The sequence below is a fragment of the Synechococcus sp. N5 genome, assembly GCF_900473925.1.
GTDB lineage: Bacteria > Cyanobacteriota > Cyanobacteriia > PCC-6307 > Cyanobiaceae > Parasynechococcus.
Genome location: NZ_UCNI01000001.1, coordinates 368997 through 390894 on the forward strand (window position 1 = coordinate 368997; position 21898 = coordinate 390894).

The 21898-nt window shown below is 62.7% G+C and carries 25 protein-coding genes and 1 pseudogene; 15 read left to right on the top strand and 11 right to left on the bottom strand.

Annotation, left to right across the window (positions count from 1 at the left end):
- Positions 1-9 precede the first annotated feature (9 nt).
- The 4 genes from rlmB to DXY03_RS02170 all read left to right on the top strand — a co-directional run bounded on the left by rlmB (position 10) and on the right by DXY03_RS02170 (position 7028).
- A complete protein-coding gene (gene rlmB / locus DXY03_RS02155) occupies positions 10-1632 on the top strand; it encodes a 23S rRNA (guanosine(2251)-2'-O)-methyltransferase RlmB (protein ID WP_115008917.1) in 1623 nt (540 codons plus the stop codon).
- Between the two features lie 57 nt (positions 1633-1689).
- Entirely contained in the window at positions 1690-1935 is a 246-nt protein-coding gene (locus tag DXY03_RS02160) for a DUF1816 domain-containing protein (RefSeq protein ID WP_115008918.1), read from the top strand.
- A 28-nt stretch (positions 1936-1963) separates the two neighbouring features.
- A complete protein-coding gene (gene gatA / locus DXY03_RS02165; protein ID WP_115008919.1) occupies positions 1964-3439 on the top strand; it encodes an Asp-tRNA(Asn)/Glu-tRNA(Gln) amidotransferase subunit GatA in 1476 nt (491 codons plus the stop codon).
- Positions 3440-3509: 70 nt separating this feature from the next.
- The gene (locus DXY03_RS02170; protein ID WP_115008920.1) at positions 3510-7028 is read left to right on the top strand and encodes a DNA polymerase III subunit alpha; all 3519 of its coding nucleotides are present in this window, start codon (positions 3510-3512) and stop codon (positions 7026-7028) included.
- Positions 7029-7064: 36 nt separating this feature from the next.
- On the opposite strand, the gene DXY03_RS02175 is transcribed toward DXY03_RS02170, so the two are convergent.
- The 3 genes from DXY03_RS02175 to ruvA are packed head-to-tail and all read right to left on the bottom strand — an operon-like array spanning position 7065 to position 8458.
- Positions 7065-7478 carry a PAM68 family protein gene (locus DXY03_RS02175; protein WP_115008921.1) on the bottom strand — a complete coding sequence of 138 codons (414 nt, stop codon included), beginning with the start codon at positions 7476-7478 and terminating at the stop codon, positions 7065-7067.
- A gap of 12 nt (positions 7479-7490) precedes the next feature.
- Positions 7491-7760, bottom strand: coding sequence for a 30S ribosomal protein S15 (gene rpsO / locus DXY03_RS02180; protein WP_006851408.1), 270 nt, complete (start codon positions 7758-7760; stop codon positions 7491-7493).
- Positions 7761-7816: 56 nt separating this feature from the next.
- Positions 7817-8458, bottom strand: coding sequence for a Holliday junction branch migration protein RuvA (gene ruvA / locus DXY03_RS02185; RefSeq protein ID WP_115008922.1), 642 nt, complete (start codon positions 8456-8458; stop codon positions 7817-7819).
- Positions 8459-8480: 22 nt separating this feature from the next.
- On the opposite strand from ruvA, the gene DXY03_RS02190 reads away from it, so the two are divergent.
- Entirely contained in the window at positions 8481-8942 is a 462-nt protein-coding gene (locus tag DXY03_RS02190; RefSeq protein ID WP_170951948.1) for a hypothetical protein, read from the top strand.
- A 3-nt stretch (positions 8943-8945) separates the two neighbouring features.
- Here DXY03_RS02190 and DXY03_RS02195 read toward each other — a convergent pair whose 3' ends face one another.
- Positions 8946-9836, bottom strand: coding sequence for a DMT family transporter (locus tag DXY03_RS02195; protein WP_115008924.1), 891 nt, complete (start codon positions 9834-9836; stop codon positions 8946-8948).
- A gap of 53 nt (positions 9837-9889) precedes the next feature.
- Between DXY03_RS02195 and dnaG the strand changes: the two genes are divergently transcribed.
- Genes dnaG through DXY03_RS02210 form a run of 3 tightly spaced genes read left to right on the top strand, consistent with a single transcriptional unit; the run spans position 9890 to position 12547 of the window.
- Positions 9890-11938: a DNA primase gene (gene dnaG, locus DXY03_RS02200; protein WP_115008925.1), complete on the top strand. Its 2049-nt coding sequence runs from the start codon at positions 9890-9892 to the stop codon at positions 11936-11938.
- A 55-nt stretch (positions 11939-11993) separates the two neighbouring features.
- The gene (locus tag DXY03_RS02205) at positions 11994-12251 is read left to right on the top strand and encodes a hypothetical protein (RefSeq protein ID WP_115008926.1); all 258 of its coding nucleotides are present in this window, start codon (positions 11994-11996) and stop codon (positions 12249-12251) included.
- Positions 12251-12547, top strand: coding sequence for a hypothetical protein (locus DXY03_RS02210; RefSeq protein WP_006851716.1), 297 nt, complete (start codon positions 12251-12253; stop codon positions 12545-12547). Before DXY03_RS02205 ends, DXY03_RS02210 begins: the two co-directional genes overlap by 1 nt.
- A gap of 21 nt (positions 12548-12568) precedes the next feature.
- Here the strand turns inward: DXY03_RS02210 and DXY03_RS02215 are convergent, their stop codons facing one another.
- Positions 12569-13843 carry a Y-family DNA polymerase gene (locus DXY03_RS02215; protein WP_115008927.1) on the bottom strand — a complete coding sequence of 425 codons (1275 nt, stop codon included), beginning with the start codon at positions 13841-13843 and terminating at the stop codon, positions 12569-12571.
- A gap of 12 nt (positions 13844-13855) precedes the next feature.
- A complete protein-coding gene (locus DXY03_RS02220) occupies positions 13856-14287 on the bottom strand; it encodes a LexA family transcriptional regulator (protein WP_115008928.1) in 432 nt (143 codons plus the stop codon).
- An 88-nt stretch (positions 14288-14375) separates the two neighbouring features.
- Between DXY03_RS02220 and DXY03_RS02225 the strand changes: the two genes are divergently transcribed.
- On the top strand, positions 14376-14765 hold the full coding sequence (locus tag DXY03_RS02225) for a hypothetical protein (protein WP_244272215.1): 390 nt from the start codon (positions 14376-14378) through the stop codon (positions 14763-14765).
- On the opposite strand, the pseudogene DXY03_RS12565 reads toward DXY03_RS02225, so the two are convergent.
- The 5 genes and pseudogenes from DXY03_RS12565 to DXY03_RS02250 all read right to left on the bottom strand — a co-directional run.
- Positions 14734-15063 (bottom strand): annotated as a pseudogene (locus tag DXY03_RS12565) (2OG-Fe(II) oxygenase); the annotation flags it as partial. The gene DXY03_RS02225 and the pseudogene DXY03_RS12565 overlap by 32 nt on opposite strands.
- A 21-nt stretch (positions 15064-15084) precedes the next feature.
- On the bottom strand, positions 15085-15360 hold the full coding sequence (locus DXY03_RS12570) for a hypothetical protein (RefSeq protein WP_115008931.1): 276 nt from the start codon (positions 15358-15360) through the stop codon (positions 15085-15087).
- A 9-nt stretch (positions 15361-15369) separates the two neighbouring features.
- Positions 15370-15804, bottom strand: coding sequence for a 23S rRNA (pseudouridine(1915)-N(3))-methyltransferase RlmH (locus tag DXY03_RS02240; protein WP_115008932.1), 435 nt, complete (start codon positions 15802-15804; stop codon positions 15370-15372).
- Positions 15801-16229 carry a hypothetical protein gene (locus DXY03_RS02245; protein WP_115008933.1) on the bottom strand — a complete coding sequence of 143 codons (429 nt, stop codon included), beginning with the start codon at positions 16227-16229 and terminating at the stop codon, positions 15801-15803. The genes DXY03_RS02240 and DXY03_RS02245 overlap by 4 nt, the downstream gene beginning before the upstream one ends.
- 3 nt (positions 16230-16232) lie before the next feature.
- On the bottom strand, positions 16233-16718 hold the full coding sequence (locus tag DXY03_RS02250; protein WP_115009256.1) for a pentapeptide repeat-containing protein: 486 nt from the start codon (positions 16716-16718) through the stop codon (positions 16233-16235).
- A 78-nt stretch (positions 16719-16796) separates the two neighbouring features.
- On the opposite strand from DXY03_RS02250, the gene DXY03_RS02255 reads away from it, so the two are divergent.
- From DXY03_RS02255 to secD, 6 genes are all read left to right on the top strand, one after another.
- Positions 16797-17159, top strand: a complete 363-nt coding sequence (locus tag DXY03_RS02255; RefSeq protein ID WP_115008934.1) for a YraN family protein — start codon at positions 16797-16799, stop codon at positions 17157-17159.
- Between the two features lie 14 nt (positions 17160-17173).
- Positions 17174-17998 (top strand): 16S rRNA (adenine(1518)-N(6)/adenine(1519)-N(6))-dimethyltransferase RsmA, encoded by an 825-nt coding sequence (gene rsmA, locus DXY03_RS02260; protein ID WP_115008935.1) that lies wholly within the window; start codon positions 17174-17176, stop codon positions 17996-17998.
- 9 nt (positions 17999-18007) lie between these two features.
- Entirely contained in the window at positions 18008-18931 is a 924-nt protein-coding gene (gene ispE / locus DXY03_RS02265) for a 4-(cytidine 5'-diphospho)-2-C-methyl-D-erythritol kinase (protein WP_115008936.1), read from the top strand.
- The gene (locus tag DXY03_RS02270; protein ID WP_115008937.1) at positions 18928-19245 is read left to right on the top strand and encodes a DUF3082 domain-containing protein; all 318 of its coding nucleotides are present in this window, start codon (positions 18928-18930) and stop codon (positions 19243-19245) included. The genes ispE and DXY03_RS02270 overlap by 4 nt, the downstream gene beginning before the upstream one ends.
- A 182-nt stretch (positions 19246-19427) precedes the next feature.
- Entirely contained in the window at positions 19428-20411 is a 984-nt protein-coding gene (locus DXY03_RS02275) for a pyruvate dehydrogenase complex E1 component subunit beta (RefSeq protein ID WP_115008938.1), read from the top strand.
- A gap of 5 nt (positions 20412-20416) precedes the next feature.
- Positions 20417-21898, top strand: a complete 1482-nt coding sequence (secD, locus tag DXY03_RS02280; RefSeq protein WP_115009257.1) for a protein translocase subunit SecD — start codon at positions 20417-20419, stop codon at positions 21896-21898.

The following is a 21898-nucleotide window of genomic DNA, read 5'->3' on the forward strand; positions in this document are numbered from 1 at the left end:
TCGCACACCATGAGCCCTCGCTTTGAACGCCGCTCCAGCGGCCCATCCCGCGATGGCCGTTCGGGGCCTGGTGGCACTGGACGACCGGCCGGGGGGCGCTCGTCGATGGGCCGTTCCGGCAATGGTCGCCCCATGCCGGGCAACCGCCGTTCTGACGGCGGTCGTTCTCCCTATGCCAAACCTGGGCGTGATGGCGGCGGTTATCGCGAACGACGCGCTCCACGGGATGGGGAGTGGGACCAGTCGCGAGGGGGCGATCGACCCGGCAATCGGTTTGGTGAGCGCTCTGGTGATCGACCTGGTTATCGGTTCAAGGAGCGGTCTGGGGAGCGTTTCGGTGATCGCGCCGCTGATCGATCCGGTGATCGAACTGGAGAACGTTTCGGTGATCGCCCGAAAGAGCGGTTTGGCAACCGCTCCCGTTCCTTCGACCGAGATCAGAACGCCCCCCGCTCGGGCTATCAAAACGAACGCTCAGGGCCTGGACGTTTTCGCGATCGCAACGATCGGTTCGGCGACCGCCGTCGCTCCGGGGATGAACGGCGCCAACCGTCCCAGCGCCCCAGATCCCGCTTCGACGAGGCTCGTCCTCAGCGGCCGGATGCAGCCCCGGAGGCTGCAGCGGCCACCCCGCCAGCGGACGATTTGATCTGGGGGCGTCATGCCACCCAGGCCGCGTTGGAGGCCGGACGCCCCATCCATCGCATCTGGTGCACTGCCGAGATGCGCAGTGCCTCCAAATTCCTCCAGCTCCTGCGCGATGCCAAGGCCTCGGGCGTTCTCGTGGAAGAGGTGACCTGGGCCCGGTTGGGACAGATCACAGGTGGGTCCGTTCACCAGGGCATCGCCCTGCAGACGGCGGCGGCGGAAACCCTTGATCTCGACAGCCTCATCGAGGGCTGCTCGGATCTGGGGGAACCCCCCCTGTTGGTGGCCCTGGACGGTGTCACCGACCCCCACAACCTCGGGGCGGTTGTTCGCTCCGCTGAAGCCATGGGAGCCCATGGCGTGGTGATCCCCCAGCGCCGCAGTGCTGGTTTGACCGGTTCCGCCGCCAAGGTGGCCGCCGGAGCCCTGGAACACCTGCCGGTGGCACGCGTGGTCAACCTCAATCGCTCCCTGGAAAAGCTCAAAGACTCCGGCTACAGGGTGGTGGGCCTTGCCGCTGAAGGGGATGTGACCCTCACCGATGTCGACCTCAGTGGGCCGATGGTGCTGGTGACCGGATCCGAGGACCAGGGCCTGTCGCTGATGACCCGGCGCCATTGCGACCAGTTGGTTCGCATCCCGCTGCGGGGCATCACACCGAGCCTGAATGCCTCCGTCGCCACAGCCCTGTGCGTCTATGAAGTGGCACGGCGCAACTGGATGAAGGACATTCACGGCCAGGCACCGTCGCCGCCGATTCGCAGGCCCAAACTTGCGGGTTCTGAATCGACCGTTGACGCAACTGAGGCGTCTGAGGTGGCTGTGACTACTGAAAAGCCTGTTTCCACTGAACAGCCTGCTACGCCCGAACAGCCTGAAGCTCCTGTGGAGAAGGCCCCGGAACAGCGGATTGACCTGGATCTGAACCCATCGCGGCCGGATGTTGGCTTGCCGTTCGATCAGAACATTCAGCTATCTCCCTGAAAACAGCGCGGTTGACCAAGATCTCGGGGCACAATGCCCCGATGTCCTGTTCCTCCCATGAGTCCCCTGATTCGGCCGCTGCGCAGCCTTGCCAATGGCTTTGGAGTCGCTTGGTGGGCTCGCGTTCAGACGTCAGGCCCTGATGTGACCTACTGGTTCGGTCCTTTCATCACCCGCAAGGGGCTGGAGAGTGAGCTCAGTGCCTTCCTGGACGACGTTAAGTCGGAGCAACCCCAGTCGATCAGCCATTCCCTGCTGCGGACCCTGCGCTCCGAGCCCCTCACCATCTCAGCTGAGGGCTGATCCTGCGGCTGATAGCGTCCTTGCTGCAATGGATCGCAGGGACATGACGATCAGCGCGTGGCGTCAGCAACTGCAGAGCGGCGAGGTTTCCTCCCGCGAGCTCGTTGATCAGCACCTCAAGCGGCTCGAAAGTTCTGAGCCTTCGCTGAACGCCTTTGTTGAAGTCACGGCCGATCAGGCCCGTGCTGAGGCATCCCGCATTGATGAAGCCCGGGCCGCCGGCGAGACGCTTGGCCCCCTGGCGGGATTGCCGCTGGCGATCAAGGACAACCTCTGCACCAAAGGTGTTCGCACTACCTGTTCCAGCCGCATGCTCGAGCAGTTCGTGCCGCCCTATGAATCCACGGTCACCGAGCGGCTCTGGCAGGCAGGTGGTGTGTTGGTGGGCAAGACAAATCTGGATGAGTTCGCGATGGGCGGCTCAACCGAAACGTCCGCATTCGGGGCCACACAGAACCCCTGGAACACCGCCCATGTGCCGGGTGGAAGCTCCGGTGGCAGTGCAGCGGCCGTCGCCGCCGGCAGTTGCGTCGCTTCGCTTGGTTCCGACACCGGTGGCTCCATCCGCCAACCGGCGTCGTTCTGTGGTGTGGTGGGCCTCAAGCCCACCTACGGCCGCGTCAGTCGTTGGGGCCTGGTGGCCTTCGCCAGCTCTCTGGATCAGGTGGGTCCCTTCGCCGGCAGCGTTGCTGATGTGGCCGAACTGCTCCAGGTGATCGCCGGACCCGACCCCCGCGATTCCACCTGCCTTGATGCAGCGGTTCCCGATTTCAGCGCCGGCCTCAACCAGTCCATCAAGGGGCTCAAGGTGGGGGTGATCAAGGAGTGCTTCGATGCCGAAGGCCTCGATCCTGAGGTGAAGGCATCGGTGCAGGCCTCTGCTGCCCAGCTGGAGGCTCTCGGTGCTGAACTGGTTGAGGTGAGCTGCCCCCGCTTTAACGACGGCATCGCCACCTACTACGTGATCGCACCATCGGAGGCGTCGGCCAACCTGGCGCGGTACGACGGTGTCAAATACGGCTTCCGTGCCGAAGACGCCGAGAGCCTTGCCGCGATGACGGCGCGAAGCCGTGCTGAAGGATTCGGCGCTGAGGTGCAACGGCGAATCCTGATCGGCACCTACGCCCTGTCTGCCGGATACGTCGATGCCTATTACAAAAAGGCGCAGCAGGTGCGCACCCTGATCCGGCGGGATTTTGATGCGGCCTTCCAGAGTGTTGATGTGCTGCTGACGCCAACAGCGCCGTCCACGGCCTTCAAGGCTGGCGCCCACGCCGACGACCCGCTGGCGATGTATCTGGCTGACCTCCTGACGATTCCGGTCAACCTTGCTGGACTTCCGGCCATCAGTGTTCCCTGTGGATTCAGCGCGGCAGGTCTGCCGATCGGGATGCAGCTGATCGGCAATGTGTTGGATGAACCGCGTCTGCTTCAGGTGGCGCATCAGTACGAGCAGGCCGCTCAGGTGTTTGCTTCACGCCCGGAAGCTGCACTGGTTCCCTGATCTGCGCCACATATGGGGGGTTGTGTTCCCCCTGAACGCTGGATCTTGCGTTGGGTCCTAGGCTGACCCTATGGCTTTCGTTCCTCTCCACAACCACAGCGACTACAGCCTTCTCGACGGTGCGTCGCAGTTGCCGGCCATGGTGGAGAGGGCGAAGCTGCTGGGTATGCCCGCCATCGCCCTGACGGATCACGGCGTGATGTACGGCGCGATTGAGCTGCTGAAGCTCTGTCAGGGATCAGATCTCAAGCCGATTATCGGCAACGAGATGTATGTGATCAACGGGTCCATCGACGACCCACAACCCAAGAAAGAGAAGCGGTATCACCTGGTGGTGCTGGCGAAAAATGCCACCGGTTACCGCAATCTGGTGAAGCTCACCAGCATCAGCCACCTGCGGGGGATGCGGGGACGCGGGATCTTCTCCCGTGCCTGCATCGACAAGGAGCTGCTGAAGCAACACAGCGAAGGCCTGATCATCGCCACGGCGTGCCTCGGCGGTGAGATCGCCCAGGCGATTCTGCGGGGTCGCCCCGATGTTGCTCGCAAGGTGGCGGCTTGGTATCAGGAGGTGTTCGGCGACGACTACTACCTCGAGATCCAGGATCACGGATCCCCGGAAGATCGGATCGTCAACGTTGAGATCGTCAAAATTGCCAAGGAGCTCGGCATTCAGATCGTTGCTACCAACGATGCCCACTACCTGAGCAAGCAGGACGTTGAAGCCCACGATGCCTTGCTTTGCGTGCTCACCGGCAAGCTGATCACCGATGAGAAGCGGCTGCGTTACACCGGCACCGAATACATCAAAACCGAAGAGGAGATGGGCCTTCTCTTCAAGGATCACCTCGAGCCTGAGGTGGTTCAGGAGGCGATCGCCAACACCGTCAAGGTGGCCGAGAAGGTTGAGCCTTACGACATTCTTGGGCGCTATCAAATGCCCCGCTTCCCGATTCCCGAGGGCCATACCCCCGTCAGCTACCTGAGGGAGGTGACCGAGCAGGGATTGCGGGATCGGCTCGAGCTCAGCCCTGATGCTGCCTTGCCCGACGACTATGCCGAGCGCATGGCCCATGAGCTCAAGATCATGGAGCAGATGGGATTTCCCACCTACTTCCTGGTGGTCTGGGATTACATCCGTTTTGCCCGGGAACAGAACATTCCCGTCGGTCCGGGTCGTGGTTCCGCCGCAGGGTCGCTCGTCGCGTACTGCCTGGGGATCACCAACATCGATCCGATCACCAACTGCCTGCTGTTCGAGCGCTTCCTCAATCCGGAACGTAAGTCGATGCCTGATATCGACACCGACTTCTGCATCGAGCGTCGTGGTGAGGTGATCGACTACGTCACCGAACGCTACGGCGAGGACAAGGTGGCGCAGATCATCACCTTCAACCGGATGACCTCCAAGGCGGTTTTGAAGGATGTGGCCCGGGTGCTCGACATTCCCTACGGGGATGCCGACCGTCTGGCGAAGCTGATCCCGGTGGTTCGCGGCAAGCCCGCCAAGCTCAAGGCGATGATCGGCGAGGAATCACCCAACCCCGAGTTCCGCGAGAAGTACGAGGCGGATCCAACGGTGAAGCGTTGGGTGGACATGGCAATGAGGATTGAAGGCACCAACAAAACCTTTGGTGTTCACGCAGCTGGTGTGGTTATCGCCGCTGATCCCCTCGACGAACTGGTGCCGTTGCAGCGCAACAACGATGGTCAGGTGATCACGCAGTACTTCATGGAAGACGTGGAATCCATGGGTCTGTTGAAGATGGATTTCCTGGGGTTGAAGAACCTCACGATGATCGAAAAGACCCTCGAACTGGTGGAGGTGAGCAGTGGCACCCGTGTCGATCCCGACAAACTGCCGCCCCAGGATGAAGAGACCTTTGCCCTTCTGGCGAGAGGTGATCTGGAGGGGATCTTCCAGTTGGAATCCAGCGGAATGCGGCAGATCGTGCGTGATCTCAAGCCGTCATCCCTGGAAGACATCTCCTCGATCCTTGCCCTCTACAGACCGGGGCCTCTCGATGCTGGACTGATTCCCAAATTCATCAACCGCAAGCACGGCCGGGAGGCGATCGACTTCGCCCACGCGATTCTTGAGCCGATCCTGTCCGAGACCTACGGGATCATGGTGTACCAGGAACAGATCATGCGGATCGCGCAGGATCTGGCCGGTTACTCCCTGGGGCAGGCCGATCTGCTCCGGCGGGCGATGGGCAAGAAAAAAGTGTCCGAGATGCAGAAGCACCGCGGCATCTTCGTTCAGGGTGCTGGAGAGCGCGGCGTTGATGAAAAGGTCGCCGACGAACTGTTCGATCAGATGGTTCTCTTCGCTGAATACTGCTTCAACAAGAGCCATTCCACGGCCTATGGCGCCGTCACGTATCAGACGGCTTATCTGAAAGCGCACTACCCGGTCGCCTACATGGCGGCCCTGCTCACGGTGAACGCCGGAGCTGCCGACAAAGTGCAGCGCTACATCTCCAATTGCAATGCGATGGGGATTGAGGTGATGCCCCCGGATGTGAATGCCTCGCTCACCGATTTCACCCCCAACGGCGATCGGATCCTGTTCGGCCTTTCCGCCGTTCGCAACCTTGGTGATGGTGCGATCCGTCAATTGATCGCTGCCCGCGATAGCGATGGGCCTTTCCGTTCTCTGGCGGATCTGTGTGACCGGATCCCGTCCTCGGTGCTCAACCGCCGTGGTCTGGAGTCGTTGATTCACTGCGGTGCCCTGGATGCCATGGATCCGCAGGCCAACCGTGCTCAGTTGATGGCAGATCTTGATCTGCTGCTCGACTGGGCCTCCTCACGGGCCAAAGACCGAGACAGCGGACAGGGCAACCTCTTTGATCTGATGGCTCCTGCCGCCGATGCCGATGGGCCGGCGGATCTCAGCCATGCACCCAAGGCGGCGCCGGTGCCGGACTATCCCCCAACCGAAAAGCTTCGTCTCGAAAAAGATCTGGTGGGCTTTTACCTCTCCGATCACCCACTCAAACAGCTCACCCCCTCGTCGAAGTTGCTGGCCCCCATCGGTCTGGGTTCCTTGGAGGAACAGCCCGACAAAGCCAAGGTGAGTGCCATTGCGATGGTGGCTGAAATGCGCCAGGTCACCACCCGTAAGGGCGATCGCATGGCGATCCTGCAGCTTGAGGATCTCACCGGAAGTTGCGAAGCGGTGGTGTTTCCCAAGAGTTACGCGCGCCTCGCAGATCACCTGATGGCTGAAGCCCGCCTCTTGGTGTGGGCTGGGGTTGATCGCCGTGACGAGCGCGTGCAGCTGATCATTGACGACTGCCGTGCCGTCGATGAGCTCAATCTGCTGCTGGTTCAGCTCCCCTCCGATCAGGCCAGCGACATTGCCATTCAGCACAAGCTGCGGGAATGCCTGAACCAACATCGCCCTGAGCGGGATGAGCTGGGCGTGAAGGTGCCTGTGGTCGCCGAGGTGTGCCACGGCGACAACGTTCGCTATGTGCGACTCGGTTCCCAGTTCTGCGTCAAAGACGTTGATGCAGCGATCGCGTCACTGCGCACCCAATCCTTTGAAGCCCGATGCAGCGATCGTCTGGTGCTCACCTGATCGTCTGATCAGGAGGTCCTGATCCAAAGAACTGGATCAGGACTTCGATTGATGTTGCTGCTGCTTCTGGGCCCGGATCGACTCCTTCATCCGCTGAATGTTCGGCTTGAAGTTCTCGAAGCCAAGCAGAGAACCCGGTTCGGGATCCCAGCTGGCGGTCAACACGCCGACGCTGAGGCCCACCAGACCCAAAAGGAAAAACAGGCCGGAGCCCGTCAGCGTGAGCCCTGGAGCGATATCGGCGATGCCACGGGTAACAACGAAATAACTGCCAACAAAAACTCCCATCCCAGCGAGGGACGGGAGTCCTGTGAACACAGCAACCCGGCGAGCCATCCGATCGGCCACGTAGCGAGGAATGGCTTCCTGCCGAGGCGTACCTGAAGCAGGCTTGCTTCCCTTCCCAGACCCTTTGGGCTCAAAGGGGAGGGCGTTGCGTTGCTCAGGCATGGGGGACGTCGATCAGCCGCGGATGCCCAGTTTGGCGATCGTGTCGGCGTAGCGTTGCTCACTCTTGCTGCGCATGTAGCTCAGCAGGCGCTTGCGACGGCCAATCATCTTGAGCAGCCCCTGCCGTGAGGAGAAGTCATGGATGTTGTTCTGTAGGTGGCTGCTGAGACGGTTGATCCGCTCACTCAGCATGGCCACCTGGACCTCGGCAGAACCGGTGTCGGTGCCGTGGGTCTGGTGGGTGTTGATCAGCTGCTGCTTCTCGGTGGTATCAAGCGACATGCGCGGGGGGCGGCCCTGTCAGTGCAAACAACCAGCTTACCTTCGCGTGGGGCGGCTCAGGCCGATTCGCGGCTCAGCCATTGCAGGCAGCCCCGCAGCCAGGCGTCCTGGTCGTTTCCAGCAGGCGGTTGGCCATCGGCGCCCTCAGCGATCGCACGGATGGCTCGACGGATTTCCAGATCGTCGTAACCCAGCATCGAGAGGGTCGCTTCCACGTCGGCACCGCTTGCCGGCATCTGCTCCGAGCTGACGCCTTCCGCCAGCGATGGGGCGGGATCCACGCCCGCGAAGGCCGCAATCGAGGCCCTGAGTTCCACCGCCAGACGCTCAGCGGTGCGTTTGCCGATGCCCTGTGCCTTGCAGAGGCGACGCAGATCACCGCTGCTGATCGCTTCCACCAGCTCCTGGGGCTTGCATTCCTGCATTAGCGCCAGACCGGCCTGGGGGCCCACACCGCTGACGCTAATCAGCAGCCGGAACAGATCCCGCTCCTGGCGCAGGGGAAAGCCGTAGAGGCTGCTGCCGTCCTCCCGCTGCACCTGATGAATCCACAAGTTCAGGTCGCCATCCGGAAGGTTCTGCTGATGCCGCTCGGTCAGGTGCACCTCATATCCGACCCCACCGCAGAGCAGCAGAACGCCGCTACGGTTGCCTTGAGTCCAGCACTCCATCGGTCGTCCCTGCAGCCAGCCGATCATGGGGAGAGGTTTCAACCGCGTCATGTTGCCGCAGCTGTCATTGCCTGTCTCTGCTTTCAAGCGCGTTGTGCGCCGTTTGCTTCAGGTGCTGTGCGTTTTATCGATCGTGGTTTCACTGACGGCATGCAATGGATCTCAGCCGCCACGGGCTCTCCTGAATGAAGCGCTGGCCATGCAGATTCAGCTCACTCAGTCGGCCATTGCCAGCTCCCTCGATCTCACCCCGATGCCCATCGCCCCAAGCGTGAGTCGGGTGCGGGTGGAGGACCAGGAAAGTTTTGCCCTGGGTGACGAGCAGGGCCTCAGGATTTCAGGCCGCTTCGACTGGCAGCTCCCCGGCGACCGTGTGCAGGTGGATAGCCCGTTTGAACTGTTTCTGCAGCGGGGATCCCGTGGTCAGAGCTGGCGCCTGGCCAGACCCAAAGGCGGATCCGACGACCGCCAGGCCTGGCTGACGTACCCCCTGGGTTTGGACAAAGCCTGAGCTCTAACGTCGCGCCGACAGGCTGATCAGGGTGGCGGCCAGCACCAGCATCCCGCCGCCCACTTGCCAGGCATTGATCGATTCGGCGAACCACAGCCAGCCCCAGCCTGCGGCAAAGACCACCTGCACGTAGTTGATCGATGTGGCTCGGGCGGCGGGCAGACAGCGCAGGCCCTCGGTCACCCAGATTTGGCCCAGCTGGGTCATCACCCCGACCCCCAGGAGCCAGAACCATTCGATGCCTTGGGGCCAGACCCCTTGCTGCAGCACCCAGGGCAGGGTCAGGGGAACCGAGATCATCGGGAAATAGAGGATGATCACCAAGGGGTGCTCGGTTTGCGACAGCCGCCTCACGCTCACGTAGGCCAGGGCGGTCATCAGAGCGCCACCAATGCCGATCAGGGCAGGGATCAGTTGCGCAGGTTGGGCTGTTCCCGTGAGCCACTGCGGTTGCACCACGAGGGTGACGCCGATCCAGCCCAGCAGAACCGCTGCACTGATGCGTCGGCGCAGGGGCTCGCCCAGCAGCAACAGCGCTGCTACGGCGGTGAAGGTGGGGTAGGTGTACTGGAGCACCGTCGCTGAAGCGAGCGGCAGCTGGTCAATCGCTTCGAAGAAGCAGAGCAGGGCCAAGCTGCCCAGCACCCCCCGCGCCACCAGCAGCCCCCGTCGCTGGCCCCACGGGGAGACCCCGGCCAGGCGCAGGCCCACAGTGGTCAGAACGATGCTGATCAGGGCCCGGCACAGCACGATTTCCGCCACCGGAAGCCGACTGTTCAGTTGCTTGACGCAGACCGTCATCAGGCTGAAGGCCAGGGAGCTCAGGATCAGGGCTCGGCTGCCCTGCACCGAGTCCCGGTTCCACCAGGGCTGTGGGGTCTGCGGTTCGGCCATGGCTGTTCTGATGACGGGGTGCACGGAACCCTGCGACTTCGCAGAATGGACCGATGGTGAACGCCCGCCTGCACCCAAGAACGATCGAGGCCGTCAAGGAACGGGCCGACATCGTTGATGTGGTGGGCGAGCACGTGGTGCTCAAGAAGAAGGGACGGGAATTCGTCGGGATCTGTCCGTTCCATGACGACAGCAAACCGTCGATGACGGTGTCGCCCGCCAAGCAGTTCTACTACTGCTTCTCCTGTGGTGCTGGCGGCAACTCCATCAAGTTTCTGATGGAGTTCCAGCGCCAGAGTTTCAGCGATGTGGTGCTGGATCTTGCGCGGCGTTATCAGCTGCCGATCGAGACGGTGGATGGTCCGCAGCAGGAACGTCTGCGCCAACAGTTGTCCCGCAGGGACAAGCTGCAGCGGGCCCTGGCCCTAGCTGCCGGTTGGTTTCGCAGCCAGTTGATGGCGCCTGCTGGTGCAGAGGCCCTCAAGTACCTCAGTGGGGCCAGAGGGTTGAGTCCCGCGACCCAGGAGACCTTTCAACTCGGCTATGCGCCGGATCAGTGGGATGGTCTGCTGAAGCATCTTCAGCAAGTTGAGGGGCTGGCGCCTGAGCTTCTCGAGGCTGCTGGGCTGGTGGTTCCCCGCAAGGGGGGCAACGGGTTCTATGACCGCTTCCGCCATCGGGTCATGGTGCCGATCCATGACCGTCAGGGCCGGGTGATCGGTTTCGGGGGACGCAGCCTTGATGGCAGCGAACCGAAATACCTCAACTCCCCCGAGACCGAAGTGTTCGAGAAGGGGAAGCACCTGTTCGGTCTCGACAAGGCCTCCAATGCCATCCGCAAGGACGACAGGGCAGTGGTGGTGGAGGGCTATTTCGATGTTATTGCCCTGCATGCCGCCGGCATCACCAACGCTGTGGCCTCCCTCGGCACGGCCCTGAGCAGTCAGCAGATCACCCAGTTGTGCCGCGTCAGCGACAGCAAGCGGATCGTTCTGAATTTCGACGCCGACGGTGCCGGTGTCCGTGCAGCCAATCGAGCCATTGGCGAGGTGGAGCAGCTGGCGATGCAGGGCCAGCTGGAGCTGCGGGTTCTGCACCTCCCTTCAGGCAAGGACCCCGATGAGTTCCTCAAACAGAACGGGGCCGGCGATTACCGCGCTCTGCTCGATCAGGCCCCCCTCTGGCTGGATTGGCAGATCGAGCAGGTGCTGGAGGAGCGCGATCTCAGCCGGGCCGACCAGTTCCAACAGGCGGTCACGGCCCTGGTGGGGCTGCTGGGCAAACTGCCCCAGTCCGCCGTGCGCACCCACTACCTCCAACGGGTGGCGGAGCGCCTCAGTGGTGGCCAGGGACGCCTGGCGCTTCAGCTCGAGGACGACCTGCGGCAGCAGGTGAAGGGCCAGCGTTGGCATGGGCGCTCCAGCCGTCACGAGCAGCCCGGTGAATCCGGACAGCGGGAGCGCTGTGAGGCCGATCTGCTGCGGCTGTATCTGCATTGCCCCCGACATCGGGCCACGATTCGCCAGGAACTGCGCAAACGCGAACTGGAGGATTTCGCCATTCCCCATCACCGCCATCTCTGGGCGGCCATTACGGATCTCGAGGAGACCAACCTGGGTGAGGGGCGCATGGAGTCGATCAGCCGTTGCGACGACGACGGCGAGGGTCTGGATCTCATCGATCTGCCCCGCTTGCTCACCGATCAGCTCTTGCTGGAGAGCAGTGCGCTGGTGTCCCGCCTGACGCCCCTTTTGGAGCCAGGTGAATTGCAGCGTGTTGCCCTGGCGGAGCCCCTGGAGCAGCTGCGGGGCATTGCTGCCCTGCTGGAGCGTCAGAAAAGCTTGAAGCGCTGCCGGCACCTGTTGGAGGCCTGGGGTGGCCAGCGTCTCCAAACCCTGGAATCCTGCATCGCTGTTCTGATTGATCAGGAGGCTTCGTCAGATCAGGCCTCCGTGGACATGGAGGTGCGGATTCAGGCCCTCTTCGATGACCTCAACCGTGATGCGCTGCGCTACCAGGAGTTGTATTACACCGAGCGAAAACACATCGGCCATCTGGATCAGCAACGTTGCGCCAGCTACACCGTTCCCCCGGCCGCCTGAGCCATGGGCCGGTGGTCTGGGCAAACTGCATCAGGATCTGTTCCTCGAGTTGAAGATGTCTGAATTCTTCGAAGCGATCTGGCACGGTGAGGGCGTCGGCGACGGCGGTGATCTGGAGGAAGCGCTGCAGGCCTACGTCGCGGTGAAGCCGGACGAGGGGGATTGGGTTGAGGCTTGCGCCGCCGAGGGGGCCGACCCTGTGATCGAGCGCTTCGCCTCGTTTGACGCCTACCTCGACAACGCTGATCCGCTTGAGCGCATTGCCGTCACCCCGCAGATGATCAGCGAAGCCCTTGCGTTGTTGCCGTCCTGATGACTGATTCGCAGCTGGATTTCGCCGCGCTCGATCCGGTCAACCACCTCTGGCCGGCCTTTGTGGAGCGTCTGGGTTCCGAGAAGGCTCAGCGGGCTGTTCGTCAGGCGCTGGATCTTCAGGGCATGCGAGGGCACCAGGGCACCCTGCCGGTGCTGTTCACTGAAACCGGAGGACTGGCGTTGGCCAGCACCGATCTGGTGCGGGAGCAGACGGGTCTCAACGCCCACGGCGAGCGGATGGTCTTGCTGCTCAGCACCCGTGAGCAGGTCATCCAGTTGCTGCAGGAGGTTTGAGGCCTGGATCAACGCTGTGGGTCAGGCCTTCACCACCGGTAGATCCTGCAGACGGGTGGTGGCGGCGCGGCTGAGTTGCTCACGCCGCATCAACCAGCTGGGCTGCAGTCCGCAACCGGCCCATTGCAGGGTTCCACGCCCGTAACGCCGATTGATCCGGTCGATGGTCTGCATCAGGCACTCCCGTTTCTGCTGCTGCTCCTCACTCATCGGCACCATCAGATGGGTCTGCAGGATGTCGTGGCTCTGCAGGTGCTGCATCAGCACGCCGGCCTTGGCCAGTGGACGGTGGGGGCGAAAGATCCGTGCCACCAAGGGGCGTGCCGCCTCCAGCAGCACGGCTGTGTCATTGCTCGGCAGGTCCAGCTGCGTGCTGGCGGCTTGGCTGTAAAACCCAGGAGCGAACGGGCTGGTGCGGGTGTAGATGGTGAGCGCTGCTGCCCGTTGCCGTTGCCTGCGCAATTTCTCGGCGGCGCGCACCACATAGGTGGCGATGGCCTGGTGCAGCTCCTCCTGGCTGGTGATGGGGCGACTGAAGCTGCGGCTCACGCAGGTTTCTTGCTTCGGTGCTGGTGCCAGCTCCAGCGGCAGGCAGGCATGGCCCCGCAGCTCCCGTTGCAGCCGCAGACCCACCACGCCGCATTTTGCGCGCAGTTCACCGCTCGGCATGTCCCGGAGGTGTCGTGCGTTGCTGACGCCCCGCAGGCGACACCAATGGGCCAGTTGTCGACCGATTCCCCAGACATCCTCGATCGCAATGGTTTCCAGCCAGCGATCGGGGTTGTCGCACTGGCCGAGGTCGAACATCCCGGCATGGTCTGGGGTCTGCTTGGCCAGGCGATTGGCCAGCTTGGCCTGGGCCTTGCTGGCCCCTAAGCCGATGGCGATCGGTAGGCCAAGGTTCTGCCGTGCCCGTGCCCGCAGCTGGCGGGCCCAACCCTGCAGGTCGCCATCGCGGGGACGACGAATTCTCCCGAAGGCCTCGTCAATCGAATACACCTCCAGCTCTTCACAGTGGGCCTCCAGCAGGCTCATCATCCGCTGGCTCATGTCGGCATAAAGGGCGTAGTTCGAACTGCGCACCACCACGTTGTGCCGTTCAAGCTCCCGGCGCGCCTTGAAGTACGGCGTCCCCATGCGGATGCCGAGGGCACGGGCTTCGGCACTGCGTGCAACGATGCAGCCGTCGTTGTTGGACAGCACCACCACGGGGTGACCGATCAGAGCCGGATCCAGGCTCTGTTCGCAGGAGGCATAGAAGTTGTTTCCATCGATCAGGGCCGTGGCCTGAGGCATGGCGATGTCGCTTCAGAGCGGATGGATCACGTGGATGGCGACGCCCCAGATCTGCACTTCGCCGCAGCGGTGAAGCTCCAGTGGCGGATAGTTCGGATGGGCGGCTTCCAGGCGCAACCGGCCGCGATGACGCATCAGGCGTTTGAGGGTGAAGGCACCGTCGAGCACAGCCACAACCACCTGGCCCGGGCGCGGGTCGAGGCTGCGATCGACCACCAGAAGATCGCCGTCATGGATGCCGGCGTCGGTCATCGATTCGCCGCTCACATGCAGGAAAAAGGTGCTGGTGGGATGCCGGATCAGCTGTTCATTGAGGTCGATCCCCACGTCGACGTAGTCATCGGCGGGGGACGGGAAGCCTGCGGCGACCCGTTCCCCGGCCAGGGGCAGCGTGAGTCGACTGCGCTTGGGCTGCAGGGGAAGCGGTCTGTGTAGGAGCTCCACGGCAGCAGCGACAACTGGCTAAATAGTACGCATGTACTGCTCGCTGTGGGGAGGATCCGGTGAGGATGGTGGCCTTCGACATCTGGTGTTGGCTGACTCCCCTTACCTCGTGGCCATGGCGCTGATCGATCAGCAGGGCCGGCGCGCCCTGCCCCTCGGGGGACGGTCTCAGAAAGAGGTGGCTCCGCAGGGTGAGGCCCCGGAGGCGTTGGGTCATGCACTGGTGCTGGAGCTGTTGCTGCGGGTGTGGCAGCGCAGTGATCAGGGTGTGCTGCAGCGTGCGGCTGGAGCCGACAGTCTGCTGCTGGTGGAGCTGCCGATGGAACGGCTGCCGGAGGACGTGCCCAGGCTCAAGGCGGACTGGTTGAACACGGGGGATACGGCCGCGTTCAAAGCGGCATTGCAGGCTTTCTCCCCGCGGGCCTGGACGGTTTCGATCGAAAAATTCAAGCCAGTGGCTCTGCAGCCGTTGTGGTGAGGGGCGCTTGCTCCCAGATGTTCACGGCCACGGAATAGCGCTCGCCTTCGAACGGGTTGATCCGGTGCAGGATGCCGGGGGAGAACAGCACCAGGAGGTTCACCACCGGTGGGATCGAGATCACCGAGCGGAATGTGGGTAACGGCCCCTGGTATCCGTTCTCGATCGGAGGGCTGTCGGCCACCAGCAGTTCGCCGCCAGCGCAGCTCACGTGGGGGTAGAACACGGTGGACAGCAACGGCAGCAGGAAACGGCCGCTGCGTCGACCTTCCAGCTCGTCATTGTCGATGTGCCAGTCGAGATCGTTGTTGGTGTTGCATTACCACTCGACTCCGGCCCGCTGTGGTGCGAACGGTGTTGCCAGAGGGAGCAGGGCCTCGTCGAGGTAGTGATCGACGACGGCTTGCTGAGCCGCTGCGTGAATCGAGCGGGGAGAACCGGTTTCGGGTCGCCAGCTGAATTGAGCATCACCGTCGTGTTCCTCCTTGAGTCGCCCGTGGATGTCACAGAGGTCGCGTAGGTCCTGAAGGGCGCTGGCGGGCAGAAGGTTGTCGATGATGTGCAGCATGGTCGTAGCTGAGAGATCAGCGGCCATCGCCGAACCCTAGGCACGGTGATAAGGGCTGCCTTGAACAATCGCCTGGGCTCGGAACAGTTGTTCCACGAGCATCAGCCGCGCCAGTTCGTGGGGGAAGGTCATCGGTGAAAGGCTCAGGCGCCATTTGGCCTGTGCCTTGAGCTCAGCCGTCAGACCGTCGGCCCCACCGATCACGAAGGCCAGCCGTTGGTTGCCGAATTGCTCGAGACGTCGCGCGAAGGGAACCGACGCCAAGGTGTCGCCCTGTTCCATCAGTGCAATGAGGGTTTCGTCGGGTCTCAGGGCCGCTCTGATGGCATCGGCTTCCTTGTCTGGATTGCTGTCGCGCAGTTCGCTGATGGTCAACCCAGGCAGGCGTTTGAGGTAGAGGTCAATGCCGTCCTGAATCCAGCTACGACGCACTTTGCCCACCGCAAGAATCCGGCAACGGGCCGGGTTCAAACGTCGTCTCCCTCATCCTCGAGCAGCAGCTGCCCGAAAGCCACGTAGAGGCTTTCCTCCTCGCTGCCCGGGTCCACCTTCGGCCGTTTCGGCTGGGTGTTTTTTCCCGGTCCGGGCTGGCTGCGCGTTGGTGCGGTAAGGGCTGGGGTGGTGTCGTTGTTGTTGAACGGCGATGGTTGAGCCGATGGTTTGCGTTGGGCCTCCAACTGTTTGAGGCGGTCCATGAGGTGCTCAGGAACGGTGCCGTCCTGGCTGGCCTTCATCAGTTCCCGGAAGAGCTCCTCGGGGTTCTTCTCCGTTTCAACGCGATGGCGCACCTGGCTGGCTTTGGGAGCTGACGCAGGCTTCTCCGGTTCCGGCAGGCGTGCAGGGAGTTGACGCCCCAACTCACGCAGGCGCTCGAGGCTGCGGGGATCAAAACTCATGGTTCAGGCGCAACCGAGACTTTCACGGGTGCTGCGGCCCGTGACGGAATTCGTTCCGTCGGCAACGGCGCAGAGGCTTTTGAGTTGGTCCCCGCGCATGGGAACGTCGGTGAAGTCGGCCCCCGTGATCAACACATCGCTGAAGCGGGTGTTGAAGGCAAAAGCCCCCTCCAGTACGGCATCCTCAAGGTTGGTGCCTGTCATCACAGCGGCGTCCAGGGTGGCTTCGCGCAGGTCGGTGCCGCTGAGGTCGGCATCCTGCAGCTTGGCGCCGTAGAGGCTGGCTCCCCGCAGATCAGACCCGGACAGGTTGGCTTCGCGCAGGTTGCTGAGGTTGAAGGTGGCCCCCCGCAGGTCCTTGTTGGAATAGTCGGCACCGATCAGCACCTGTTTGGCCACATCCATCGCGGCGTGGGCCGGAGCCGGCATCAGCCACTGGCATGTGAACACCACCAGAGAGATCAGTACGGCCGTGAAGCGTCTGCCCATGATCGGAACCATCACCGCTGAACCCTAGAACCGTTCCAGGGGGGAATGGTTTGAACCAAGAGGTGAGGGTTCAAGCCGGTGGGGTCTCAATGCAGCGGTGGCTGGGCGGAGCAGCAGGCATTGCAGCAGCTGGAAGCGCAGGGATGGCGGTTGCTGGACCGCAACTGGCACTGCCGCTGGGGCGAGCTCGATCTGGTGCTGCAGCGGCAGCAGCAGCTGCTGGTGGTGGAGGTGAAGGGCCGTCGCACGGGGCATAGGGACCGCCATGGCCTTGATGCCTTTCATTCCGCCAAACGGCGCCGCATGGCTCGCGCGATCAGTTGCTGGAGAGCTGTGCATCCGGCATCTGCTGAGCAGCTGCTCCGGGTCAAGCTGGCCCTCGTTCCCTTGATGACGTCCCGCCGAACGATTCGCTGGATTGATGTGGAGCGGCTGTGCTGATGCACAGTTGACCCATGGGTTTCTCCGGACATCACGCCCGCAAGCGTTTTGGTCAGCACTGGTTGCGGGACGAATCCGTGCTGCAACGAATTATCGAGGCTGCTGACCTGCAGTCCAGCGATCGGGTGCTGGAGGTGGGTCCCGGTCGCGGGGCATTAACCGAGCGTCTGCTGGCCGCGGGGCTGAAGGCGGTGCATGCGATTGAGCTCGACCGCGATCTGGTGGATGGTCTTCAGGAACGTTTTGAGGCTCAGCCTGGGTTCAGCCTCCATCAGGGCGATGTTCTTGAAGCCCCACTGGAATTGAGTGATGGCCGCATCGCCGACAAGGTGGTGGCCAACATTCCGTACAACATCACTGGCCCACTGCTGGAGCGGTTGGTGGGCCGACTGGACCGGCCGGTGGATCCGCCCTACCAACGGCTTGTGTTGCTGGTGCAGAAAGAAGTCGCGGAGCGAATTCGTGCCCGGCCCGGCCACAGCAGTTTCAGTGCCCTGAGTGTGCGCATGCAGCTGCTGGCCCGGTGCCGTTCGGTGTGTCCGGTGCCGCCGCGCTGTTTTCAGCCACCACCAAAGGTGCAATCGGAAGTGATCTGCCTGGAGCCCTTGCCGGCCTCGGAGCGGGTGGAGCCGGCTCTGGCCGCTCGGGTGGAATCGCTGCTGAAGCAGGCGTTTCTGGCCCGGCGCAAGATGTTGCGCAACACCCTGGCGGGTGTGGCTGAGCCAGACCGCTTGAAGGAGCTGGCGGCCTCCGCGGGTTTCAGCCTGCAGCAACGCCCCCAGGAACTCGCGCCCGCCACCTGGGTCGCCCTGGCCAGGGGTTTGAATCGGGGCGACTGAACAACCACCATGATCACGGTGACGGCCCCGGCCAAAGTCAACCTGCACCTGGAGGTCCTGGGGCTGCGCTCGGACGGTTTCCATGAGCTGGCCATGGTGATGCAGAGCATCGACTTGGCGGATCGCCTGAGCTTTCAGAACACCGCTGATGCACAACTCAGCCTCACCTGCGATGACGCCAGCCTCAGCGTCGGCGACGACAACCTGATCCTCCGGGCGGCCCAGTTGCTGCGGGACCGTTCGGGTTTCAGTGAATTGGGGGCGTCCATTCATCTCGAGAAGCGCATCCCCATCGGTGCTGGCCTGGCTGGTGGCTCCAGCGACGGCGCCGCGGCACTGGTTGGTCTGAATGCTCTGTGGGGCTTGGGCCACAGCTCCGCGGATCTGGAGCGAATGGCCGCTGAGCTCGGTTCAGACATGCCCTTCTGTGTGGCCGGAGGATGTCAGCTCTGCTTCGGGCGAGGCGAACAACTGGAAGCCGTGCCACCAACGCCTCAACCCCTGGCCGTGCTTTTGGTCAAAGACCCCACGGTGAGCGTTTCAACGCCCTGGGCCTACAAGCGTTGCCGTGAGCTCAATCAATCCCACTACCTCGCTGACGAGGCGGCTTTTGAACAACGCCGGCAAGCCTTGCGCAGCGTTGATTGGCTCCAGCCATTGCGCAGCGAGCTGCCACCGCCCCTCCGCAATGACCTGCAGGAGGTGGTTGCTCCTGAAACAGCTGCGGTGCGTTCAGCGCTCGATCTGTTGAACAGCGTTCCCGAAAGCCTGGCGGTGGCCATGAGTGGTTCTGGACCCAGTTGTTTCGCGCTGTTCTCCGATCTGGAGTCATGTCGCCAGGCGCAGGATCAGCTCACTCCCCAGCTGGACCGCGCCGGCCTGAAGGCCTGGTCTTGCGCCCTTCGCAGCGATGGCGTGAGGATCGAGGCATGACTGATGTCACCACACCAGAGAGCCCCGAACCACAGGATCCGCGCAAAGGTCCGCTGAGTTTTCTTTCCGGAGCGCTGACGGCCGGGCTGTTGGCCTGGCTGGCCCTGGGCCTGAGTCGGAGGATGGTGGTGTATTTCGCCGTTCATCCCCCGCACTACAGCTCGCCGATTGCCCAGAACATCGCTGTCACCCTGAAGACACTTCTGGTGGGTTTGTCCTTCCTGGCCACCTTCAGCACGGGTTTTGTGGCCCTTGGCCTGACCCTGGTGTTTGTTCGCAGTCTCTTTACGGCTCGCGATCAGAACCCTGCCTAGCGTCCGCTCATTGCCAGGGTTTCGATGACGCCCCACGACCTCGGCCAGCTGGCGTTGCTGCTGTCTCCGGCCATGCTGCTTTCCGTTTTGTTGTTGTTCACCTTCGCGGCGGGCGGTTGACCCTGCGCTGACTGAGATAGCTTGGCCTCACCACCCGGATTGGCCGGGATCACTGTGACGCCGTGGCAGGAACACTTCTCTTCAACGCCCTCAGGGAAGCCATCGACGAGGAGATGGGGAGAGACCCCCACGTCTGCGTGATGGGGGAGGACGTCGGTCACTACGGCGGTAGTTACAAGGTCACCAAGGATCTGGCGGAGAAATACGGCGATCTCAGGGTGCTCGACACCCCGATTGCTGAGAACGGCTTCACCGGAATGGCGGTTGGTGCCGCGATGACCGGTCTCCGGCCGATCGTTGAGGGCATGAACATGGGCTTCCTGCTCCTGGCCTTCAACCAGATCTCCAACAACATGGGGATGCTCCGCTACACGAGCGGCGGCAACTTCACCATTCCCACCGTGGTGCGCGGCCCCGGCGGTGTGGGTCGTCAGCTTGGCGCTGAGCACAGCCAACGGCTGGAGGCCTACTTCCATGCCGTTCCCGGCATCAAGATCGTGGCCTGCAGCACGCCCACCAATGCCAAAGGCCTGATGAAGGCCGCGATTCGCGACAACAACCCCGTGCTCTTCTTCGAGCACGTTCTGCTCTACAACCTCAGCGAGGAACTTCCCGAAGGCGACTACACCTGTGCCCTCGACCAGGCGGATCTGGTGAAGGAAGGCACCGATGTGACGATCCTCACCTACTCCCGGATGCGTCACCACTGTCTCAAGGCTGTGGAGCAACTGGAGGCAGAGGGGGTGAGCGTTGAGCTGATCGATCTGATCAGCCTCAAGCCCTTCGACATGCAGACGATCAGCCGCTCCATCCGCAAGACCAACAAGGTGATCGTGGTGGAGGAATGCATGAAGACCGGCGGCATCGGGGCCGAGTTGATTGCGCTGATCACCGAGCAGTGCTTCGACGATCTGGATGCCCGGCCTGTGCGTCTTTCCAGTCAGGACATCCCCACCCCCTACAACGGTTCTCTCGAGAACCTCACGATCATTCAGCCGCATCAGATCGTTGAGGCGGCGCAGGCGTTGGTCAACAAGGGCATCTGACGTTGATGGCGCGTTATCAGGGTTGGTTTGCCCTTGTTCTTGCCCTGGCGATCGCCGCCGGGATGTTTTTGGTTCGGACGCCGCTGGAACTGGGCCTCGATCTGCGGGGCGGCAGTCAGCTCACCGTTGAGGTGAAGCCAGCCGGAGAAATCACCCGGGTTGGCGCCGAAGAGATGGAAGCGGTGAAAGCCGTGCTCGATCGTCGGGTCAACGGTCTTGGTGTGGCTGAGTCCACCCTGCAGACGGTGGGTGAGTCGCAGCTCGTGCTGCAGCTCCCAGGTGAGCAGGATCCCACCGCTGCTGCGCGGGTTCTCGGCGACACAGCCCTGTTGGAGTTTCGTGCCCAAGAGGCCGACACCGAAGCAGAGTTCCGAGGTCTGAGGCAGCTCCGTTCCCAGGTGGAAGCGATCCTCAGGTTGCGTGAAGATCAGATCCGCCGTGGTGAGACCCCGGAGCCTCTGGATCTGGCTCAGCTGAAGTCAACCCAGCAGACCCTGGGTCTGGATGGGCAGGCCAGCTCGGAAGAGGAGCAGCTCCGCCAGCTCCTGAACAAGGTTGATGCCGATCTGCTCACGATGCTTGAGCCGGCAGCCCTGACGGGCAAACAGCTGGTGACAGCAGGCCGCCAACCGCTCCAGAACAACCCGAACAGCTGGGAGGTGACCCTCAATTTCGATGGTGAGGGTGCTGAGGCCTTCGCTGACCTCACCAAATCGATTGCCGGTACCGACCGGTTGCTGGCCATTACTCTGGATGATCAGCTGATCAGTGCCGCCAGCGTTGGCCCCCAGTTCAAAAGTGCTGGAATTTCTGGTGGTGCAGCCACCATCAGTGGCAATTTCAGTGCGGAAACGGCCCGTGAGCTCGAGGTTAAGCTCCGCGGCGGCTCCCTGCCCCTCCCCGTTGAAGTGATCGAGGTCCGCACAATCGGGCCCACGCTCGGAGCAGAGAACATCCGCCGCAGCCTGGTGGCCGCCCTCTCGGGCCTGGCTCTGGTGGCGGTGTTCATGGTGGTGGCCTATCGCCTGCCAGGGGCGGTGGCTGTAATGGCCCTCAGCCTTTATGCCCTGTTCAACCTGGCGGTTTACGCCTTGATTCCGGTCACCCTCACCCTGCCGGGAATCGCTGGTTTCATCCTCTCGATCGGCATGGCCGTGGATGCCAATGTGCTGATCTTTGAACGGATCAAGGACGAATTGCGGCGGGGCAATACCTTGATCCGCTCGATCGATACAGGCTTCTCCGAGGCCTTTTCATCGATCGTCGATGGTCACCTGACCACGCTGATCAGTTGTGCAGCTCTCTTCTTCCTTGGCACCGGCCTGGTCAAGGGCTTTGCCGCGACCCTGGGCATTGGTGTTCTGCTGAGTTTGTTCACGGCCCTGACTTGCACCCGCACCCTGCTTCGTTTCCTGATGGGCTACGCCGGTCTGCGTCGTGCCAGCAACTTTCTGCCCACCGGGCAACTTCCTTCCCCCACCGCCTGA